The 17,834-nt window shown below is 71.1% G+C and carries 8 protein-coding genes; 5 read left to right on the forward strand and 3 right to left on the reverse strand.

What is annotated here, in order from left to right; genetic code table 11:
• Window positions 1–260: 260 nt before the first annotated feature.
• Window positions 261–800 carry a helix-turn-helix transcriptional regulator gene (locus AB1460_RS18080; RefSeq protein ID WP_368962708.1) on the forward strand — a complete coding sequence of 180 codons (540 nt, stop codon included), beginning with the start codon at window positions 261–263 and terminating at the stop codon, window positions 798–800.
• A 97-nt stretch (window positions 801–897) separates the two neighbouring features.
• On the opposite strand, the gene AB1460_RS18085 is transcribed toward AB1460_RS18080, so the two are convergent.
• Entirely contained in the window at window positions 898–2,424 is a 1,527-nt protein-coding gene (locus tag AB1460_RS18085; RefSeq protein WP_368962709.1) for an FAD-dependent oxidoreductase, read from the reverse strand.
• 171 nt (window positions 2,425–2,595) lie between these two features.
• Window positions 2,596–4,215, reverse strand: coding sequence for an FAD-dependent monooxygenase (locus tag AB1460_RS18090; protein WP_368962711.1), 1,620 nt, complete (start codon window positions 4,213–4,215; stop codon window positions 2,596–2,598).
• Window positions 4,216–4,356: 141 nt separating this feature from the next.
• On the opposite strand from AB1460_RS18090, the gene AB1460_RS18095 reads away from it, so the two are divergent.
• On the forward strand, window positions 4,357–5,475 hold the full coding sequence (locus AB1460_RS18095; protein ID WP_368962712.1) for an FAD-dependent oxidoreductase: 1,119 nt from the start codon (window positions 4,357–4,359) through the stop codon (window positions 5,473–5,475).
• Here the strand turns inward: AB1460_RS18095 and AB1460_RS18100 are convergent, their stop codons facing one another.
• The gene (locus tag AB1460_RS18100; RefSeq protein WP_368962728.1) at window positions 5,476–7,368 is read right to left on the reverse strand and encodes an AMP-binding protein; all 1,893 of its coding nucleotides are present in this window, start codon (window positions 7,366–7,368) and stop codon (window positions 5,476–5,478) included.
• A 288-nt stretch (window positions 7,369–7,656) separates the two neighbouring features.
• Here AB1460_RS18100 and AB1460_RS18105 point away from each other — a divergent pair, with 288 nt between their 5' ends.
• From AB1460_RS18105 to AB1460_RS18115, 3 genes are all read left to right on the forward strand, one after another.
• On the forward strand, window positions 7,657–8,862 hold the full coding sequence (locus tag AB1460_RS18105; RefSeq protein WP_368962713.1) for a DegT/DnrJ/EryC1/StrS family aminotransferase: 1,206 nt from the start codon (window positions 7,657–7,659) through the stop codon (window positions 8,860–8,862).
• A 61-nt stretch (window positions 8,863–8,923) separates the two neighbouring features.
• On the forward strand, window positions 8,924–10,111 hold the full coding sequence (locus AB1460_RS18110; protein WP_368962715.1) for an NAD(P)/FAD-dependent oxidoreductase: 1,188 nt from the start codon (window positions 8,924–8,926) through the stop codon (window positions 10,109–10,111).
• Window positions 10,108–17,832: a non-ribosomal peptide synthetase/type I polyketide synthase gene (locus tag AB1460_RS18115; RefSeq protein WP_368962716.1), complete on the forward strand. Its 7,725-nt coding sequence runs from the start codon at window positions 10,108–10,110 to the stop codon at window positions 17,830–17,832. The genes AB1460_RS18110 and AB1460_RS18115 overlap by 4 nt, the downstream gene beginning before the upstream one ends.
• Window positions 17,833–17,834: the final 2 nt, after the last annotated feature.

The raw sequence follows: 17,834 nt of genomic DNA on the forward strand, positions 1-17,834 counted from the left end.
TTCCCCCATCAACGTCGCACGACATCAACGTCGCGCCACATCATCGTCGCGCCACATCAGCGTCACAGTCGGCAGCCCGCCACAGCGATCCGGACCAGCTGTCCGAGTCCCAGCCCGCGGCGAACAGCCGACGCGCGGACCCTCACCCGGCCAGCGGTACCCGGTTACGGCTCTGGCGGGCCGCCGGCTGCGTCCGCATGCCCTCGTCGACCCGTGACCTTCTGGAACCGACTTTCCCCGAGGTGATGATGTCCGAGCATATGAACGTCACGCAGCTGGCCGAGCAACGGAGGGCGGACGGGGTCGAAGCCGCACTCGTCGCCGTGCACGAGGTACTCGTCGGGCTGCAGGAGCTGGGAGACCTCGCACGCCGGGCCCGTAGCGGACTGCCCTCCGGCCAGCCTCGCCCGGGGGGACCCGACTCCGCGGAGCAGACCTTCCCGCCCCGTCGGGCCAAGTTCCCGGTGCAACCACCGTATCTGTCGACGCAGCGGCTCCCGACGTCACACCTGCCGATGCCGCACCCGGCGCAGACCAACCCGCACCCCGGCGACATCCTGCCCGCGCAGCGCAAGCTGTTGTTGACCCACCGGCAGCAGGAGGTGCTCGATCTGTTGACCCAGGGGCTGTCCAACCGCAGAATCGGCCGTTCCCTGCACATCGCCGAGCAGACCGTCAAGGCGCACCTGCACATGATCTACCGCAAGCTCGGAGCGGCCGACCGCACGGAGGCCGTCGTGATCGCCCTACGCGAGGGCCTCGCCTCCTCCCAGCGCCCGCCGGGTCCGCCACCCGCCTGACGGCCGACAACCGGCCCTCCGACCGCGGCCGGCCGCCATCCCCGACCTCCGGCCGGCATCAGCGGCCGGCCGGCATCAGCTCCACCCGATCGCCGGATCAGGCGGGACGGATGGACAGAGTGTGCCGGAAGACGTCGCCCGGGTCCCAGGTACTCTTGATCCGCTGAAGCCGCGGGTAGTTGTCCCCGTAGTAGAGTGTGTGCCACGGGACGCCCGAGGTGTTCCACGCCGGGTCGGCCAGGTCGATGTCCGGGTAGTTGATGTAGGCGCCCGTGTTGACGCCGCCGGGCACCGGCACTCCCCCGGTCGTCACGTGCACCTCTCGGTACATCTCCCGCAGCCAGCGGATGTGACGCTCGTCGTCGGCCGGGTCGACCCACATCATGTTGTAGAAGGTCTTGACCGCGGTGGAGCGCTGCACCCTGGCGGTGGCCTCTGGCGGCACCGCGTTCACCCTGCCGCCGTAGCCCATGTACTCGATGTAGGCCAGGCCGTTGAGCGCCGGGCCGGTCAGGTGGCGGTAGACGGTGGCGAGTTGCTCGTCGGTGTGCGGACCGCGCAGATCCGCCGACTTCACCTTCCGCCGGACCGCGATCGCCCCGGGTCCGCTGTCCGGCGGGGTGAGGTACCAGCTCGCCGTCAGCCACGGGAGGCGCTGGCGCCGGCGGACCGCGGGTGTCACCCCGACACCGTCACCCATCACTGCCAGGAAGGCGTCCAACCGCTCGTCGGCGTCGACCTGGTCCGCGGCCACCTGCACTGTCAGCGTCACGTCCGCGGTGGACCGGTGGAAGCACTCCAGATAGGCGTAGAGCCCCAGACCGGGCGAGTCGACCGCGCCGTTGGCAAGATGCCAGGTCAGGAAGTTCCGGACGAGTCGCGTGAACGCGTCCTCGGTGAGGTGTTCCCAGGGCCAGGACATCTGCAGAATCAGCAGCGTGGCCGGCGGACGCGGCAGCAGCTTCGCGGGGTCGGTACCAACACCTTCCGGGATACGCATCCAGTAGCGGGTGACGACCCCGAAGTTACCGCCGCCGCCGCCCGTGTGCGCCCACCACAGGTCGTGGTTCGGGTCATCGGGTTCCCGTGTGGCCAGCACCGTCCGCGCGGTGCCGCCGCCGTCGACCACCACCACCTCGACGGCGTACAGATAGTCGACGGTCAGGCCCAGCAGCCGCGACAGCGGTCCGAAACCTCCGCCGCAGATGTGCCCGCCGGCGGCGACCGACATGCACGTCCCACCGGGGATCGTCACCCCCCAGCGCTTGTAGAGCGCGCCGTACAGGTGCCCGAGAGTGGCGCCGGGCTCGATGAAGAAGGCATTGCGGTCGGCATCGAAACCGACGTCCGTCATCAGCGAGACATCGACGATCACGTCGATTTCCGGATTCGAGACAAATGCCTCGCCGCAGTGCCCGCCGGCCTGGACGGCAATCCTCTTCCCAGCCGCGACGGCCGCTCCGACAGCCTTTTCAACCTGCTCCGAGGAGGTGGCCAGTACTATGCGCTCCGGGTTCGCGACATAACGGTGGTTCTCGCCGCTGGTGAACAGGCCGTAACGCGGATCGTCGGGCGTCACGACCGTCGGCCCGGCCGCCAGGATTGCTCTTCCGTTTTGTGTCATGGTTCCTTCCGGTCTCCGCGCGTCATTCACTGAACGCTTTCCAGAAGAACTCGCCGCCGCGGTCCCGGACTGCTGGTCCGCTGTTCCGCCAGCGTCGCACCGCCGTTCGGCCCCGGCAATGAGCCGATGAGCCTAGAACTCCCCCGCGCCGGGCCGGCCGGGGCGTACAGGTCACGGGCGCGCCGCACGTCCCAGAACCCGGGACAGGACGTCGGTGAGCACCGCTTCCTCGCCCCCCGGCAGGTGCCGCGCCCGCCAGGCGACGAAGCCGTCCGGGCGGACCAGCACCGCGCCGTCGGTCCCCACGCCGTGCAGCGCGCTCCAACCGCCGGAGGGGTCGTCCAGGTCGGCACCGATCCGGTGGACGGCGACCGGCAGGTCCAGATCCTTGGCCGCCTTGGCCGCCGCGTCCACCCAACGCTCGCCCCGCGATCCGGCGACCAGCACGAAACGGTCGGCGTAGAGGTCGATCGTGGAGATCTCGACCCCGTCTCGGAGCAGCGAGAGGTGCGGGGCCCGCGTCCCGGGCTGGCCGCGCAGGTCGGCCGGCTCCAGGAGGACGTCGGGCAGGTCGCCCTCGTCGAGAACCGCGGTGGACCGGTAGCGGTAGCCGAAGATCACCGCCAGGTTCCCACCGGTGGTGTTTCCCTCCCCACCCGCGACGCTGCGCACGTTCAGGTGGGTGGTCGCCGCGTCGACCGTCACCTCGGCCACCGGGAGGCGTTCGCGCTCGTAGCTCTCCAGCAGTTCGGGGCCGGCCTGCCCGTTGACCACTGCGGCGAGCTTCCAGGCCAGGTTGTGGGCATCCTGGATACCGAGGTTGGCGCCGAACGCGCCGACCGGCGGCATGAGGTGGGCCGAGTCGCCGACGAGAAAGATCCGGCCCTGCTGGAACCGCTCGGCCACGCAGGCCCCGACCTCCCACATGCGGGCCACCGGGTCACTGCCCTCGTCGCTCATCGGGACGATCGTGACGTCGAGGCCGGGCAGTCCCACGGCCGCGCGGACCAGGTTCGTGCAGGTCGCGTCGTCGAAGTCGGTGAGGGTCTCGCCGGTGGCCGGATCGTGAGGCACCATCAGAATCCACTGGTGCCGTGCGGCCTGCGGCATGATCACCGAGCCGGGCCGCGGCTCGTCGAGGAACCACAGCCCCACCGGCCGGTCACGCAGCGGCCCGGTGATGTCGGCGCGGAACACGATGTTCACGTAATGCCCGACCACACCCGGTCCGCGCATCGCGATTCCCAGCTGACGGCGGACGGCGCCCTCGGCCCCGTCGGTGGCGACCAGGTAGCGGGCCCGGATCTCGCGGACCGCCCCCGTCCCCGCGTCCTCGACCCAGGCGGTCACCGCCGCGTCGTCCTGCTCGACCTCGACTACCTTCGCGCCGTACTCGAGGCGGGCACCGCAGGCCACCGCCTGCTCGCGCAGCAGGGGCTCCAGACGGTGCTGGTCGATCGGCTGCCACGGCGCCGGGCTGTAGGCGTTCGCCTCGTCCATGCCCTCCGTCTCGCCGCGCATGAACTCCTGCCCGGCGACGGTCCGGGCCCGGGCCATCTCCGGATACTCGGCGAACAACGAGGCCCGGGCCCTTATCTGCTGTTCAAGACCGGCCGTCCGGTAGATTTCCATCGACCGCCCCAGAATCATTCTGGTACGCGGCCAGGGATAGGTGTTCACCCGACGCTCGAGTGCGGTCGTCCGGACCCCGAAACGGCGGAGCAGAACCGCCGCCGACGACCCGGTGAGACCGCATCCGACGATCAGGACGTCGGTGTCGCTGGTACTCAACTGTCCTCCTGATTCCGGTGTTGCGGGCAATTAGACCCGCAGCCACGGGGAGGGGCAACGGGCTTAGAACCTAAGGAGGTTCCCCATGGCCACCCTTCGGCCAGCTTGTGCGGCGTGTTTTGGCGGCGCCATCGTGAACGGGTGACCAGAACAGCGGAAATCGCGGGCGCCGGCTTCGGCGGGCTGACTGTCGCCACTGAGCTCGCTCGGCGTGGCTGGCGGGTACGGGTACACGAGCAGGCCATCCGGCCACCGGCGTTCGGCGCCGGCATCTTCCTGTGGGAGAACGGCCTGCGGGTGCTGGAGGAGCTGGGCGGCCTGCCGGCGGCCCTGGCCCGCTGCTACGAGGCGCCACACTGGGAGGAACGCGACGCGGACGGCGACCTGCTGGGTGTCCGTCCACTTCCGCTCCCGGACGGACTGCGGATGGTCACCCTCACCCGGCACGACCTGCTTGCGGTTCTGCTGGAGCGCGCCGCACAGGCCGGGGTGGAGCTGCGCCCGGCGTCACGGGTCACCGCTGCCGACCCCGAAGGCGCGCTGGTGACCGCGGACGGTACCCGTTGGGAGGCCGACCTGGTCGTCGGCGCCGACGGGATCCGTTCCGTGGTCCGAGGAAGTCTGGGCCTGCTGGACCGCCACGAACGCTTCGACTTCGGCCTGTACCGGTTCCTGGTCCCTCGCGACCGCGCGCCCGGCCGGGACGGCAGGTGGGGCGGTTACGTCAACTACTGGCATCTCAACCTGCGCCGACGAGTGCTCTACGTGCCCTGCAATGACGAGGATCTCTACCTGCTGCTCGGTGCGCTGATCGGTGACCCGGCCCTCGCCACCCCGCTGGACGCCGAGCTGTGGTGCTCGACCTTCCCGTCCCTGCGGCCGGTTCTGGCGGAGCTCCCCGAGTCGCCCCGCTACGACCAGTACGAGGTGCTGAGCCTGCGGGAGTGGTCGGCGGGGCGGGCCGCCGTCGTGGGTGACGCGGCGCACGCGATGCCGCCGACCATCGGCCAGGGGGCGGGCACCGCGATGATGAACGCCATCAATCTGGCCCGGGCGGTCAGCGACCACGAGGACGTGCCCACCGCGCTGCGGCTGTGGGAGGACGAGAACCGCCCGCTCACCGAACAGACCCAGGAAGAGTCGATGACCGCGCTGCGGGCGTTGTTCCCCCGCTCGGACGCTCGCCCGGGCGGCTGGAGCGACGGCACCCTCACCGTCGCAGCCACCAGGCCGACCTCCCGCCGATCGACCTCCGGCTGATCAGCGACGCTCGGCCGCCAAGCGGTGGGCCCAGCTACGCAGGGTCTTCTTGTCGACCTTACCGATGCCCAGCACCGGAAGCTCCGGGACGACCTCGAGCCGCTCCGGCAACTTGTACCGGGCCAGCCCGCGCCCGACCAGAAAGCTCCGCAGCTCGTCCAGATCAGGGGCGTGCCCGGGACTCGGGACGACGTACAGGCAGATCTCCTCCCCATACCGCGGATGAGGGCCGGCCACGGCAGCGGCGGCAGCCACCGCGGGATGCTGGGCCACCAGCAGGTCGAGCTCGACCGCGGAGATCTTCTCCCCACCCCGGTTGATCACATCCCGGACGCGGCCTTCGACGACGAGACAGCCCGACGGACCCCACCGCACCAGATCACCCGTGTGGTAGAAGCCGTCCGGGGTGAAGCACTCCCGGTCGGCCTCCGGGTCGGCGTAGTACCCCGCGACCGTGTAGGGCCCACGGGTCAGCAGCTCACCCACTTCGCCAGGGGGTACCGGCTCCCCGGCGGCGTCCACCACCCGGACCTCGTCGGCCGACGACGCCGGCCTGCCCTGGGTGCCGAAGACCACCTCGTCCGGGTCGTCCAGCGCCGTGTAGCACAGCAGCCCCTCGCTCATGCCGTAGCACTGCTGTACCTGGCAGCCGAGGACGGCGGGAATCCGGTCGACCTGGTCGGGGCGAGGGCGGGCTCCTCCCACCTGGATCACCCGCAGACTGGATAGGTCGGCACCGCTCGTGGCCGCCGCCTCCACCCAGCGCTGTGCCAGCGCCGGCACCAGCGTGGTGTGGGTGACGGACTCCCGCTCGACGAGATCGAAGGCGACCGAGGGTTCGGCCGAGGAGCCGAGCACGACCCGCCCGCCGGCGGCGAGAGTGCCCAGGACCCCCGGGCAGCCGAGCACGAACCCGTGGGTCGCCGGCATCACCGCGAGGTATACCGACTCGGGGCCGACTCCGGAGAGCTCGACGGTGCGTAGCAGCTGGTATGCGTACGCCTGCGCGATCCGCGGAATCACCTTCGGCGGGCCGGTGGTCCCGCTGGAGAGCAGGCAGAGCGCCGGGTCCTCGAGGGTGGCCGGCCCCGGGTCGTCCGGCAGCGGGCGGGTGCCCGACGGCCGGCAGAGGGCCGTCAGGTCGATGAGGGTGGCTGCTCCTCCATCTGCCGCAGTGTCTCCCGCCGGATCGGTGACCGTCGCTGTCGCGGTACCGGCCACGAGAACGAGGCGCAGGCAGGCGTGGTCCGCCGCGAGTTGTCGTGCCAGGTCCAGGTGGGAGAAGCGGGCATAGCTGTGCGGAACGGCGATCGCTGCCGGTTGGGTGACCCGGACGACCTGCTCGAGCTCGTGCCGGCGCAGGGTGACCGGGGCGAGCACGGCCGGTGCGCCGAGCCGAGACAGCGCGAGGGTGAGCACGATCAGCTCCACGTCGTTCGGAAGCTGCACGACGACCCGGTCTCCTCGACGAACACCCCGTGAGCTCAGCCGGGCCGCGGCCGTGACAACCGCGTCCCGCAGCTCGCTGTGGCTCAGGCGCCGCCCACCCGCGACGAGTGCCTCCCCCTCGACACCGGATCCCAGCACGAGCTCGTCCACACGCAGGTTCCCCCAGAGGCCGTCCCGCTCGTACCCGCGGGCCCGCGCCGCGGGGATACGGATCACCGCGGCCGCCTCTCCCCTCGCCTGGCCGATCTGTTCGTCGAGCTCCCGGAGCGTGTAGTCGTGGGTGTCCCAGAGATTCACGATCACGCCGAACCGCCTCCGCAGCAGGGACTCCAGTTCGACGGTCTCCGTCGAGTCCAACGCGAGATGTTCGCGGATCCGACTGTCCGGAAGAAGTTCCACCTCCTCGACTCCAAGCCCCACCAGCACATCACGCAGTTCCTTCATTTCCACCGCCCGCTGGTCGCCATCCGATTTTGGAGAACGACCCTATCCGAATACCACCGACATCGGGGTCTACTTCTGGTCGTAGAACCGACCGTAGTCCATCGTCCAGTAGAGACACCCCCGACCAAAAATGCACGATCATGACGGCTGCCCGCCAGCCGGAAATCGTTGAAGCGGTGCGACCAGTCCGCCATGGAGTACTCCGGGTCGGAGTCCGAGGCAGTACGGGAAGTGGCTACCACGATGTCACCAGATGCCTATATCGTTCCTTACCCCGGACGTGGCAGCGTGCTGGGCACCGAAGAGGCCGAGGCCGTCGCGAGAGTGCTGAACTCCGGTTCGCCGTTGTCGTCAGGGCGGTATCGGGAGGCTTTCGAGCGACGGTTCAGCGAGCTGGTCGGCACGCGCCACGCCCTGTCCGTCACCAGTGGCACGGTCGCGCTGGAGCTCGCGATCTCCCTGTTGGACCTGTGGCCGGGCGACGAGGTCATCGCCACACCGCAGACCTACAAGGCGACTGTCCAGCCACTGCTGCGTCATCCGGTCACCGTGCGCTTCTGCGACATAGACCCCGTCACGCTGAACGCGGACCCGGACTCCATAGCCACGCTGATCACGCCCCGAACCAAGGCCATCCTCCTGGTGCACTTCGGCGGCGTCACGGCGGACATGAACAAGATCATGAAAATCGCCCGGGGGGCCGGGGTCCTGGTGGTCGAGGACTGCGCCCATGCTCTGGGCGGCTCCTACTTCGGAGCCAGCCCCGGATCACTGGCCGACATCGGCTGTTTCAGCTTCCACTCCAGCAAGAACATCACCACCCTCGGCGAGGGCGGCATGGTCACGCTGAACCGAGACGACTGGGCCGAGCGCCTCGACCTGATGCGGTCCAACGAGTCCGACAGCATCTACGCGCCGGCGCCGCGGACACTCGGCGGCCAGGCCGCCGCGCATACCTGGATGCTGCATCCGGGAAACGCCTTCAGCCACGACTGCACCCAAATTCGGCACCCGGGCACCAACGCCATAATGTCCGAGCCGGCCGCGGCGGTGGGACTGGTCCAGCTCGACCGTCTGACCGATCTGATCAACCGGCGGCAGGAAATCGCCGGGAGGATCAGCGCGACGCTGGCGCCCTTTCCATTCGTGCGAGCTGTTCCCGAACAGCCCGGCGTCGTCAACGCCCATCATCTCTACACCTTCTTCCTCGATCCCGGATCCGGCATCACACGTGACGCCCTGGTGGGCCGGCTGGAGCAGCTGGGGATCGAGATGCGGCTGCGCTACTTTCCGCTGCACCTGCTGCCGGAGTGGCGGGCGCAGGGCCACCACCCGGGCGAGTGTCCCGTCACCGAGCGCATGTGGTTCGACCAGCAGGTCAATCTTCCCTGCCAGCCAGTCCTCTCCGAGGAGCAGATCTCGTATCTGCTCAGGGCCCTGAGAACCGTCCTCTCCGAGGCGGAGACCGCGAACCGGGCCCTGGCCGGCACCTGAGGACCCGCCGCGCCCGATCTTTTCCGACGCCCGCCGACACCCAGGAAGAGGACGAACAACGATGACGCAGACGACCCCGTTCGACCTGATCGTGATCGGCGGCGGGCCGGTCGGCCTGTCGACCGGCTGGCAGGCGGCCTCCCGTGGTCACCGCACTCTGGTGATGGACCGGTACGGCTTCTTCACCGAACGCGCCGGGACCAGCGGCGCGGAACGTCACTGGCGACTGCAGTACACGCAGGAGGACCTCTTCCAGCTGACGCTGGCGGCACTGCCGCAGTGGCGGAAGCTGGAGGAGCTGGCCGAGCGAAGACTGATCTACCAGATCGGCAGCCTGTGGTTCGGCGACATCAACGTGGACACCAACGAAGGTCAGATCGCCGCCACGGCCCGGGTGATGGACAAGCTCGACATCCACTACGAGTGGCTGCAGGCCAGCGAGATCGAGCGGCGGTTCGGCTTCGCCGGGCTGCCACCCCATTTCGAGGGCTTCCTGCAGTCCGACGGCGGCACCATCGACGTGCGCGGCACCCTTGCCGCGCTGTATGGCCAGGCGCAGCGGCACGGCTGCGTGCTGCGTTCCGGTGAGTCCGCGCTCGAGGTGCGTCCCGACGCCGACGGCGTGACCGTGCGCACCGACCGGGCGACCTACCGGGCCGACAAGGTGGTGCTGGCCAACGGCGGGCACATCAACGACCTGCTCCGGCCCCTGGGCGTCACGCTGGACATCCAGGTCTACGAGATGCCGATCGTCGGGCTGCGACGCCGCGACGACAGTGTTGACTTCCCGTTCTGGTTCGTCTTCCAGGAACCGACCCCCGAGGACACCAACCTGTTCTACGGCTTCGGCCGCAACCCGTGGTCGCCGAGCGAACTGGTCCGGGTCGGCCCCGTCTTCGAGGTGAACCCGCTCGGCCATGCCGACCAGGCCACCGGCGTCCCGGACCGGCGGCACGTGGCCCGTACCGGCGCGTGGGTCAACCGGCATCTGCCCGCGGTCGATCCGGCGCCGGCGCACGTCTCCGCCTGCCTGGCGGTGCTGCCCGGTGATCTCAGCCGCCAGTTCTACCTCGGTGACGCCGCGGGCCTGATCGATCACGGCGAGCACATCGTGCTGTACAGCGCCGGTTGGGGCTTCAAGTTCGTGCCGCTGCTCGGACAGATCTGCGCGGATCTCGCGCTGAACGGCGGCACCACCCACGACATCGCGCGACTGGCACCCACCGCCCGGCAGGAGGACCAGCGATGACCGTCACCGACCACCCGGGGGCACGTCCCGACGCGCAGGCCGCGGACGTCGCCGTCGTGGGTATGGCGGGTCGCTTCCCCGGCGCCGAGAACCTGGACGCTTACTGGCGCAACCTGCGTGAGGGCGTCGAGTCGATCCGGACGCTCTCCGACGCCGAGCTGCTGGCCGAGGGCGTCCCGGAGGAGCTCTTCTCCCGCCCCGGCTATGTGCGGGCAGCCTCCGTCCTCACTGGTATCGACCAGTTCGACGCGGGCTTCTTCAACCTTTCCGCCAGGGAGGCCGCCCTGCTGGACCCGCAGCAGCGCCTGTTCCTGGAGACCGTCTGGCACGCGCTGGAGGACGCCGGGCGCGGCCCCGGTACCGACGCCGACGTCGGCGTGTTCGCCGGCGCCGGGATGTCGGCCTACCTGATGTCCAACCTGCTCGGCGGCCGCCGGATCGTGACCAGCCCGTCGATGTTCGAGCTGCAGATCCACAACGACAAGGACTATCTCGCCACCCGCACCGCGTTCCTGCTCGGGCTCACCGGCCCGGCGGTCACCGTGCAGACAGCCTGCTCCAGCTCGCTGGTGGCGGTGCACCAGGCCGTGCGGTCCCTGCTCGCGGGCGACTGCGGCACCGCGGTGGCGGGCGGTGTCTGCGTGCGGGTCCCCCATCACGTGGGTTACCTGTACGAGGAGGGACTCATCTACTCCCCGGACGGCCACTGCCGGCCGTTCGACGCGGATGCCCGGGGCACCGTGTTCGGCAGCGGCGTCGGTGCGGTGGTGCTGCGCAGACTCAGCGACGCGCTGGCCGACGGGGACAACGTCCTGGCGGTCATCCGGTCGATCGCGGTCAACAACGACGGCTCCGACAAGGTCGGCTACACCGCTCCCAGCGCCTCCGGGCAGGAACGGCTGGTCGCCCGGGCCCTGGACGCCGCCGCGATCGACCCCCGCACCGTGACGGCCATCGAAGCGCACGGCACCGGAACCCCGGCCGGTGATCCCATCGAGATCAATGCGCTGACCAGGGCGCTGGCTCGGCACACCGCCGACACCGGCTTCTGCGCCCTCGGTTCGGTGAAAGCCAACATCGGTCATCTCGAGTCCGCTGCCGGAGTGGCGAGCCTGATCAAGGCCGTGCTGCAGCTGCGTCACCGCGAGCTCACACCCGACCCGCACTTCCAGCGGCCGAACCCACGTATCGACTTCGACAGGACGCCGTTCTACGTCAACACCGAACTGACCGCCTGGACGAACGGGACCCATCCCCGCCGAATCGGGGTCAGTTCCTTCGGTATCGGCGGCACCAACGCCCACGCAGTCCTGGAAGAGGCCCCGGCCCGGGTGGAGCCGGCAGAGCCGGTGCTTCCCCAGCGACCACAGATCCTGGTTCTCTCCGCGAAGTCACCGAAGGCGCTGGACCAGGCCACCGCCGAACTGGCCGCCCAGCTGGCCGCCACCGCCGAGGCCGTCGGGACCGCCGCCGCCGGGACCGAGACCACCACCGCCGCGCACCGGTTGGAGGCGGTGGCCGCCACCTCCCAGCTCGGCCGCACGTCACTGCGGTTCCGCCGCGCACTCGTCGCCGGTGATCTCGGCACGGCCGCCGGCCTGCTGGCGGGAGCCGCTCCCGACCGGGTGTCCAGCGCGGTCGCCCCGCTGGCCCCGCCCGCGGTGGTGTTCCTCTTCCCGGGGCAGGGCACCCAGTACCCCGGCATGGGCCGCGGGCTCTACGACCAGGAGCCGGTCTTCCGCGCCGCGGTCGACGCCTGCGCCGAGATCCTGGCCCCGCACCTGGCCGTCGATCTGCGCGAGGAGCTCTACCCGGACAGCGCCGACGCGCGGGCCGCCGGTCCCCGGGACCTGCGGCTCGCGCAGACCGCGCTCGCCCAGCCCGCACTGTTCGCCACCGAGTACGCCCTCGCCCGCCTGCTGGAGAGCTGGGGCGTCCGACCAGCCGCCATGATCGGGCACAGCCTCGGCGAGTTCGTCGCGGCCGTCCTGGCCGGGGTGGCCGACCTGGCCGACGTCCTGCGACTGGTCGCCCTGCGCGGGCAGCTGATGCAGACCCTCCCACCCGGAGGCATGATCGCCGTCGGCGCGTCGGAAGACGATCTCACCGGCCTGCTGCCGCCGGAGCTGTCCGTGGCCGCGGTCAACGCTCCCGGCCTGTGCGTGGTCTCCGGGCCGCACGAGGCACTCGCGCGGCTACGCGAACGCCTCGCCGACCGGGACATTTCCACCCGCCCGCTGCACACCTCACATGCCTTCCACTCCTCGATGGTCGACCCGATCGTGCCCGCGTTCACCGAGGAGATCCGCTCGCTGGACCTACGGGAACCCGAGCACCGCATCCGGTCCACGGTCACCACGGGCTGGCTGGGCGGGCGGGACGCGCGGGATCCCGAGTACTGGGGCGGCCACATGCGCCGCCCGGTGCGGTTCGGAGCCGCGGTCCGCGACACCGCGGCCGAGCTGGGGCCCTGCGTGTTCCTGGAGGTCGGGCCCGGCAACACCCTGGGTACGCTGGCCCGCCAGGCGGCGGAGCCGGCGACGGTCACGGCGGTGCTGGGCGGCATGCGGCGGCCCGACCAGGACGCCCCCGATCTGGAGGTGCTACTCGGCTCGCTGGCCGGCCTGTGGCTGGCCGGTGTCGCGGTCGACTGGAGCCGCTCGCAGCCGAACCGGCCGAACCGGCCGAACCGGCCGAAGGCGACGCTGCCCGGTTACCCCTTTCAGCGCAGGCGGTACTGGGTGGAGCCCGCCACCCCGGGCTCCGACACGATCCTCGCCGTACCCGACGGCATCGTGGGCGAGGCGGAGACCACGGCTGATCCCGGCGGGGAGACGGACACCTCCAGCGGCCGTCCCGAGCACCTGATGACGACCTACACGGCGCCCCGCGACCAGACCGAGCACGCCCTCGCCGGCCTGTGGGAGGAGTTCTTCGGCTTCGCCCCGGTCGGCGTCCACGACAACTTCTTCGAGCTCGGCGGCCATTCGCTGATGGCCACCCAGATCCTCAACCGGCTGCGGTCGGAGCTGGGACGGACCGCGACGCCGAGCCAGCTCCTCGCGCAGCCGACCGTGGCCGGGCTGGCTCGGCTGCTCGCCGAGGGCGGAGGCACCGACGACCTCGAACCGGAGCTGCCGCAGCTGACCCCGGCACCCGCGCTGCGGCACGAGCCGTTCCCTCTCAACGAGATGCAGCAGGCCCAGTGGATCGGGCGGCTCGGCAGCTTCGACATGGGCGGGGTGGCTCCGCACCTCTACCTGGAGTTCGACAGCGACACCCTCGACCCGGCCCGGCTGGAGCGTGCCTGGTGGGGGGTGATCGGCCAGCACGAGATGCTGCGCATGGTCGTACTGCCCGACGGCCGGCAGCGGGTGCTGGCGGACGTCCCCCGGTACCAGTTCGCGGAACTCGACCTGCGTGGCCTGACCACCGAGCGGGCCGGCGCGCTGCTGGCCGAGGTCTCCGACCGGATGGCCGCCGACGTGCGCCCGGCCGACACGTGGCCGCTGTGGGAGATCCGGGTGTCCCGGCTCGACGACCGGACGATCCGCACCCATGTGAGCTTCGACCTGCTCTGCGCGGACGTCGCGAGCTTCTTCTACCAGGTCCTGCCGGCCTGGCGGGACCACTACCAGGCCCTCGGGCAGGGTGCGCCGGCGCTCGCCGAGCCCGCCGGGACGTCCTTCCGTGACTATGTGCTGGCCGAGGAGTCTCTGCGGCAGACACCGCTGTACGAGCGTTCTCTTCAGTACTGGCAGCGGCGGATCCGTGAGCTGCCGCCAGCGCCGGAGCTGCCCACGGTGATGGCTCCCGGCGAACTCGCCCGGCCGACGTTCGTCCGCCGCCACGCGACGCTGGACGCCGACACCTGGGCCGCGATCAAGGAGAGGGCCGGTGAGCACGGTGTCACTCCCTCGAGCGTCCTGCTCGCCGCGTACGCGGCCGCGCTGGGCCGGTGGAGCACTCATCAGCACTTCACGCTGAACTTCACGGCCGTCAACCGGCTGCCGTTCCACCCGGACGTGATCGACATGGTCGGCGAGTTCGCCTCCTTCGAGCTGCTGGAGGTGGATCTGCGGGGGGTCGACACATTCGCCGATCTAGTCACCCAGGTGCAGCGGCGCAGCTGGGAGGACTTCGAGCACCGCTACGTCAGCGGCGTGCGGATCATGCGGGAGCTGAACCGGCTGCGCGGGCAGGCCAGCGGCGGCGCGATGCCCGTCGTCTTCACCAGCGCGCTGTCGACCGAGACCGACCCAGCCTCCGTGCCGTCCCCGGTCGCCTGGCTCGGCGAGCAGGTCGGGTTCATCTCGCAGACCCCGCAGGTCACCATCGACCACTTCGTCCTCGAGTTCGGCGGGCGGCTGGAACTCGCCTGGCACGCCGTGGACGAGCTGTTCCCCCCCGATCTGATGGCGGAGATCTTCACAGCCTACCAGGAGCTGCTCGCCGGGCTGGCCACCGCGCGGGGCTGGCAGGGCCCGCCGCTGGCGGCCCTGCCGACCTGGCAGCTCGACGCCCGGACGCGTGCCAACGACACCGGTGGCCCCGCACCGTCCGGACTGCTGCCGACCCGGGTACTCAACGCCGGGCTCGACCCCTCCTACGCGGCGCTGCCCGCGGTCATCACCACGGAGCGGGCCCTGCCGCACGCCGAGCTGGCCGGGCGTGCGGTCGAGGTCGCCCGGCTCCTCGCCGCGCACGGTCTGGGCCGGGGTGCCCTGGTCGGTGTCGGCCTGGCCAAGGGCTGGCGGCAGGTCGTCGCCGCGGTCGGTGCCAGCGCGGCGGGATGCACCTATGTGCCGATCGACCCCGGCCTGCCGGCCGCCCGGCGGCAGTGGCTCGTCGAGCACGCCGGCATCGATTGTGTTCTTGTCGAGGCCGGCGACGACCGGCAGTGGCCGGACGCGGTGTCCCTGCTCGTCGTTCCCGACGGGAAGGACTGGGACCCGCGGGCGGTGGCCGGCTGGCGCTGCCCGGCGGAGCCGGAGGACCTCGCCTACATCATCTACACCTCCGGTTCCACCGGCACGCCGAAGGGCGTCGCCGTCACCCACGCGGCCGCGCTGAACACGCTGGATGACGTGGTGGAGCGATTCGCCGTCACGCACCGGGACCGGGTGCTAGGCCTGTCCTCGCTCAGCTTCGACCTGTCGGTCTTCGACATTTTCGGGGTGCTGGGTACCGGCGCCGCGCTGGTCCTGCCGGATGCCGAGGCACGACGCGACCCGGCGCACTGGGCCACGCTCGTCCACAAGCACGCGGTCAGTGTGTGGAACACGGTGCCGGCGCTGTTGGACATGCTGGTCACCTACGTGGAGAGCACCGCACAACCGCAACCGCTCTCGCCACCAGCGCGGTCGCTGCCGCTGCGGCTGGCGCTGCTCAGCGGGGACTGGATCCCGGTCAGTCTGCCCGACCGGGCCCGGGAGCTCAGCCCCGGCCTGTCGGTGGTCAGCCTCGGCGGCGCGACCGAGGCGGCGGTGTGGTCCATCGCTTTCCCCGTCGGTGCGGTCCCGCCGACGTGGACCTCGATCCCCTACGGCTACCCTCTGCGCAACCAGACGTTCCACGTGCTCAACGACCGCATGGAGCCGGCACCCGTCTGGACCGCCGGGCAGCTGCACATCGGCGGGGCGGGTCTGGCCGCCTGCTACTGGAACGACGAGCGCCGCACCGCCGAATCGTTCGTGTTCCGCCCCGGGACCTCGGAACGGCTCTACCGCACCGGCGACCTCGGTCGCTACCTGCCCGACGGCTCGATCGAGTTCCTCGGCCGGGAGGACTTCCAAGTCAAGATCGGCGGTTTCCGGGTCGAGCTGGGCGAGGTCGAGCACGCCATAGCGCAGCACGACGGTGTGCAGGCCGTCGTCGCGGCGGCGCTGGGCGAACGCGCCCAGCGCCGGCTGGTTGCCTACCTCGTGCCCCGACCCGACAACGGCGTACGCCTCGACGCCGACGCGCTGGCCGCCTCGGTACGCCGGCATCTGGCCGACACGGTACCGGCCTACCTGGTGCCCGCCGACCTCGTCGTCCTCGACCGCCTTCCGCTCAGCGACAACGGGAAGGTCGACCGGGCCGCGCTGCCGGCACCCGAGCGGGTCGGGAGAACCGCCGACGATCCCGACGACCACCACAGCGAGACGATACGGCTGCTGACAGCACTCGCCAGCGAGATCCTCTCGGTGGAGACGGTCGGCGCGAGCAACAACTTCTTCGCGCTCGGCGGGGACTCAATCATGGGCATCCAGCTCGTGGGCCAGGCCACCGCCAGAGGGCTGCGGATGCGTCCCCAGGACCTGTTCGAGAGCGAGACATTCCTCGACCTGGCAGTGCGGCTGGACCAGCTGCCGGAGGCCGGCCCCGAGGCCACCCTGGTGCCGCTCACCGAGCACCAGCGCGTTCTCGCCGCCGCGGGCACCGTGAACCGGCTCGTCGTCGACCTCGTGGACGGCACCGACGCGACCGCGGTGGAGCAGGCGGTACTGGAGCTCGTCCGCCGGCATGACGCGCTGCGGCTGGCGCTGCGGTCGCGCACGGACACCGACGGAACGGACGTGTCCGGCCAGTACGACGCGGACCCGCCGCAAGACAGCCTGTTCTCCCGGATCGACCTGCGTGGCCTGGCGTCCGAGGCCCAGGAGGGCGCACTGGCCGAGATCGCGGCCGAGATGGCCGCGGAGATCGACCCCAGGGCGGGCGTCACGGTCAAGGTCGCGCAGGTCCTCACCGGTGGCCGGGAACGCCTGCTCTGGCTCGCCGCGGCCACCGCGGCGGACGACGCGTCCTGGCGGTTACTGCTGGCCGACTTCGCGCACGCCCACCAGCAGCTCGCCGACGGTGCGCCGATCCGCTGGGAGACTCCCGCGGGCTCGTTCCTCGGCTGGGCCGCGGGCCGCCCCGACGGGCCGGTGACCGGCACCGACATGTCGACGGCCGGCGCCGGCGGGCCGGGGTCGGCCGGCGCCGGTCCGCGCCCATGGTCGCCCGGGAGCCGCCGTACGGTCCTGACAGCCGAGACGACCGACCGGCTGCGCGCGGCGGCACTGCGCGCCTACCGCCTCGACCTCGGCGAGGCCGTGGCCCTGGCCGTCGCGCTGGCCGTCGCCCGGGCCGGTTCCTCCGACGGCCGGCCCTCACTGAGCGTCGAGCGGTCCGACCGGCCGGCCGCGCTCGCCGCGGCGGCGGGACGGTTCACCCGGCTCGTCACGGTCGCGGTGCCGCCACCCGACGCCCTCCTAGGGGATGTCGTCAGCACGGTGAAACGGCAGCTCCGGCAGGGCTCGTCCCCGCCGCCTCCCGGCTGGATGCTGCACATGCGGGAGCTCTCCGACGGCGAGTGGCAGCCGCCGTCCGGCCCGCTCGTGCTGGACGCTGTGGCCGGCCCGACCGAGGTGCTGCACCTTCCGGGGAGCACGGCGACCGCCGGGTCCGGCCCGCTGGACGAGGTCCGCGACGAGACCGCCGCGCCAGGCGAGGTCGGGGCCCGGGGCGAGGTCGGTGCAGTCGTCGTGGCGGGCGCGCTGTGGCTGACCTGGCGTCACACCGCTGAGGCGGCCGCGGCGGTCGCGGCCGTGGCGGAGGCGTTCCCCGCGGCGGTCGAGACCGTGATCGAACACTGCGCCGACGGCGAGGTCGGGGACTACGACCCCAGCGACTTCCCGCTCGCCGCCATCGGGCCGGACGAGCTGGCCGATTTCCTGTCCACTCTCGAGTAGAA

This window comes from Parafrankia sp. FMc2, assembly GCF_041008525.1.
Taxonomy (GTDB): Bacteria; Actinomycetota; Actinomycetes; order Frankiales; family Frankiaceae; genus Parafrankia.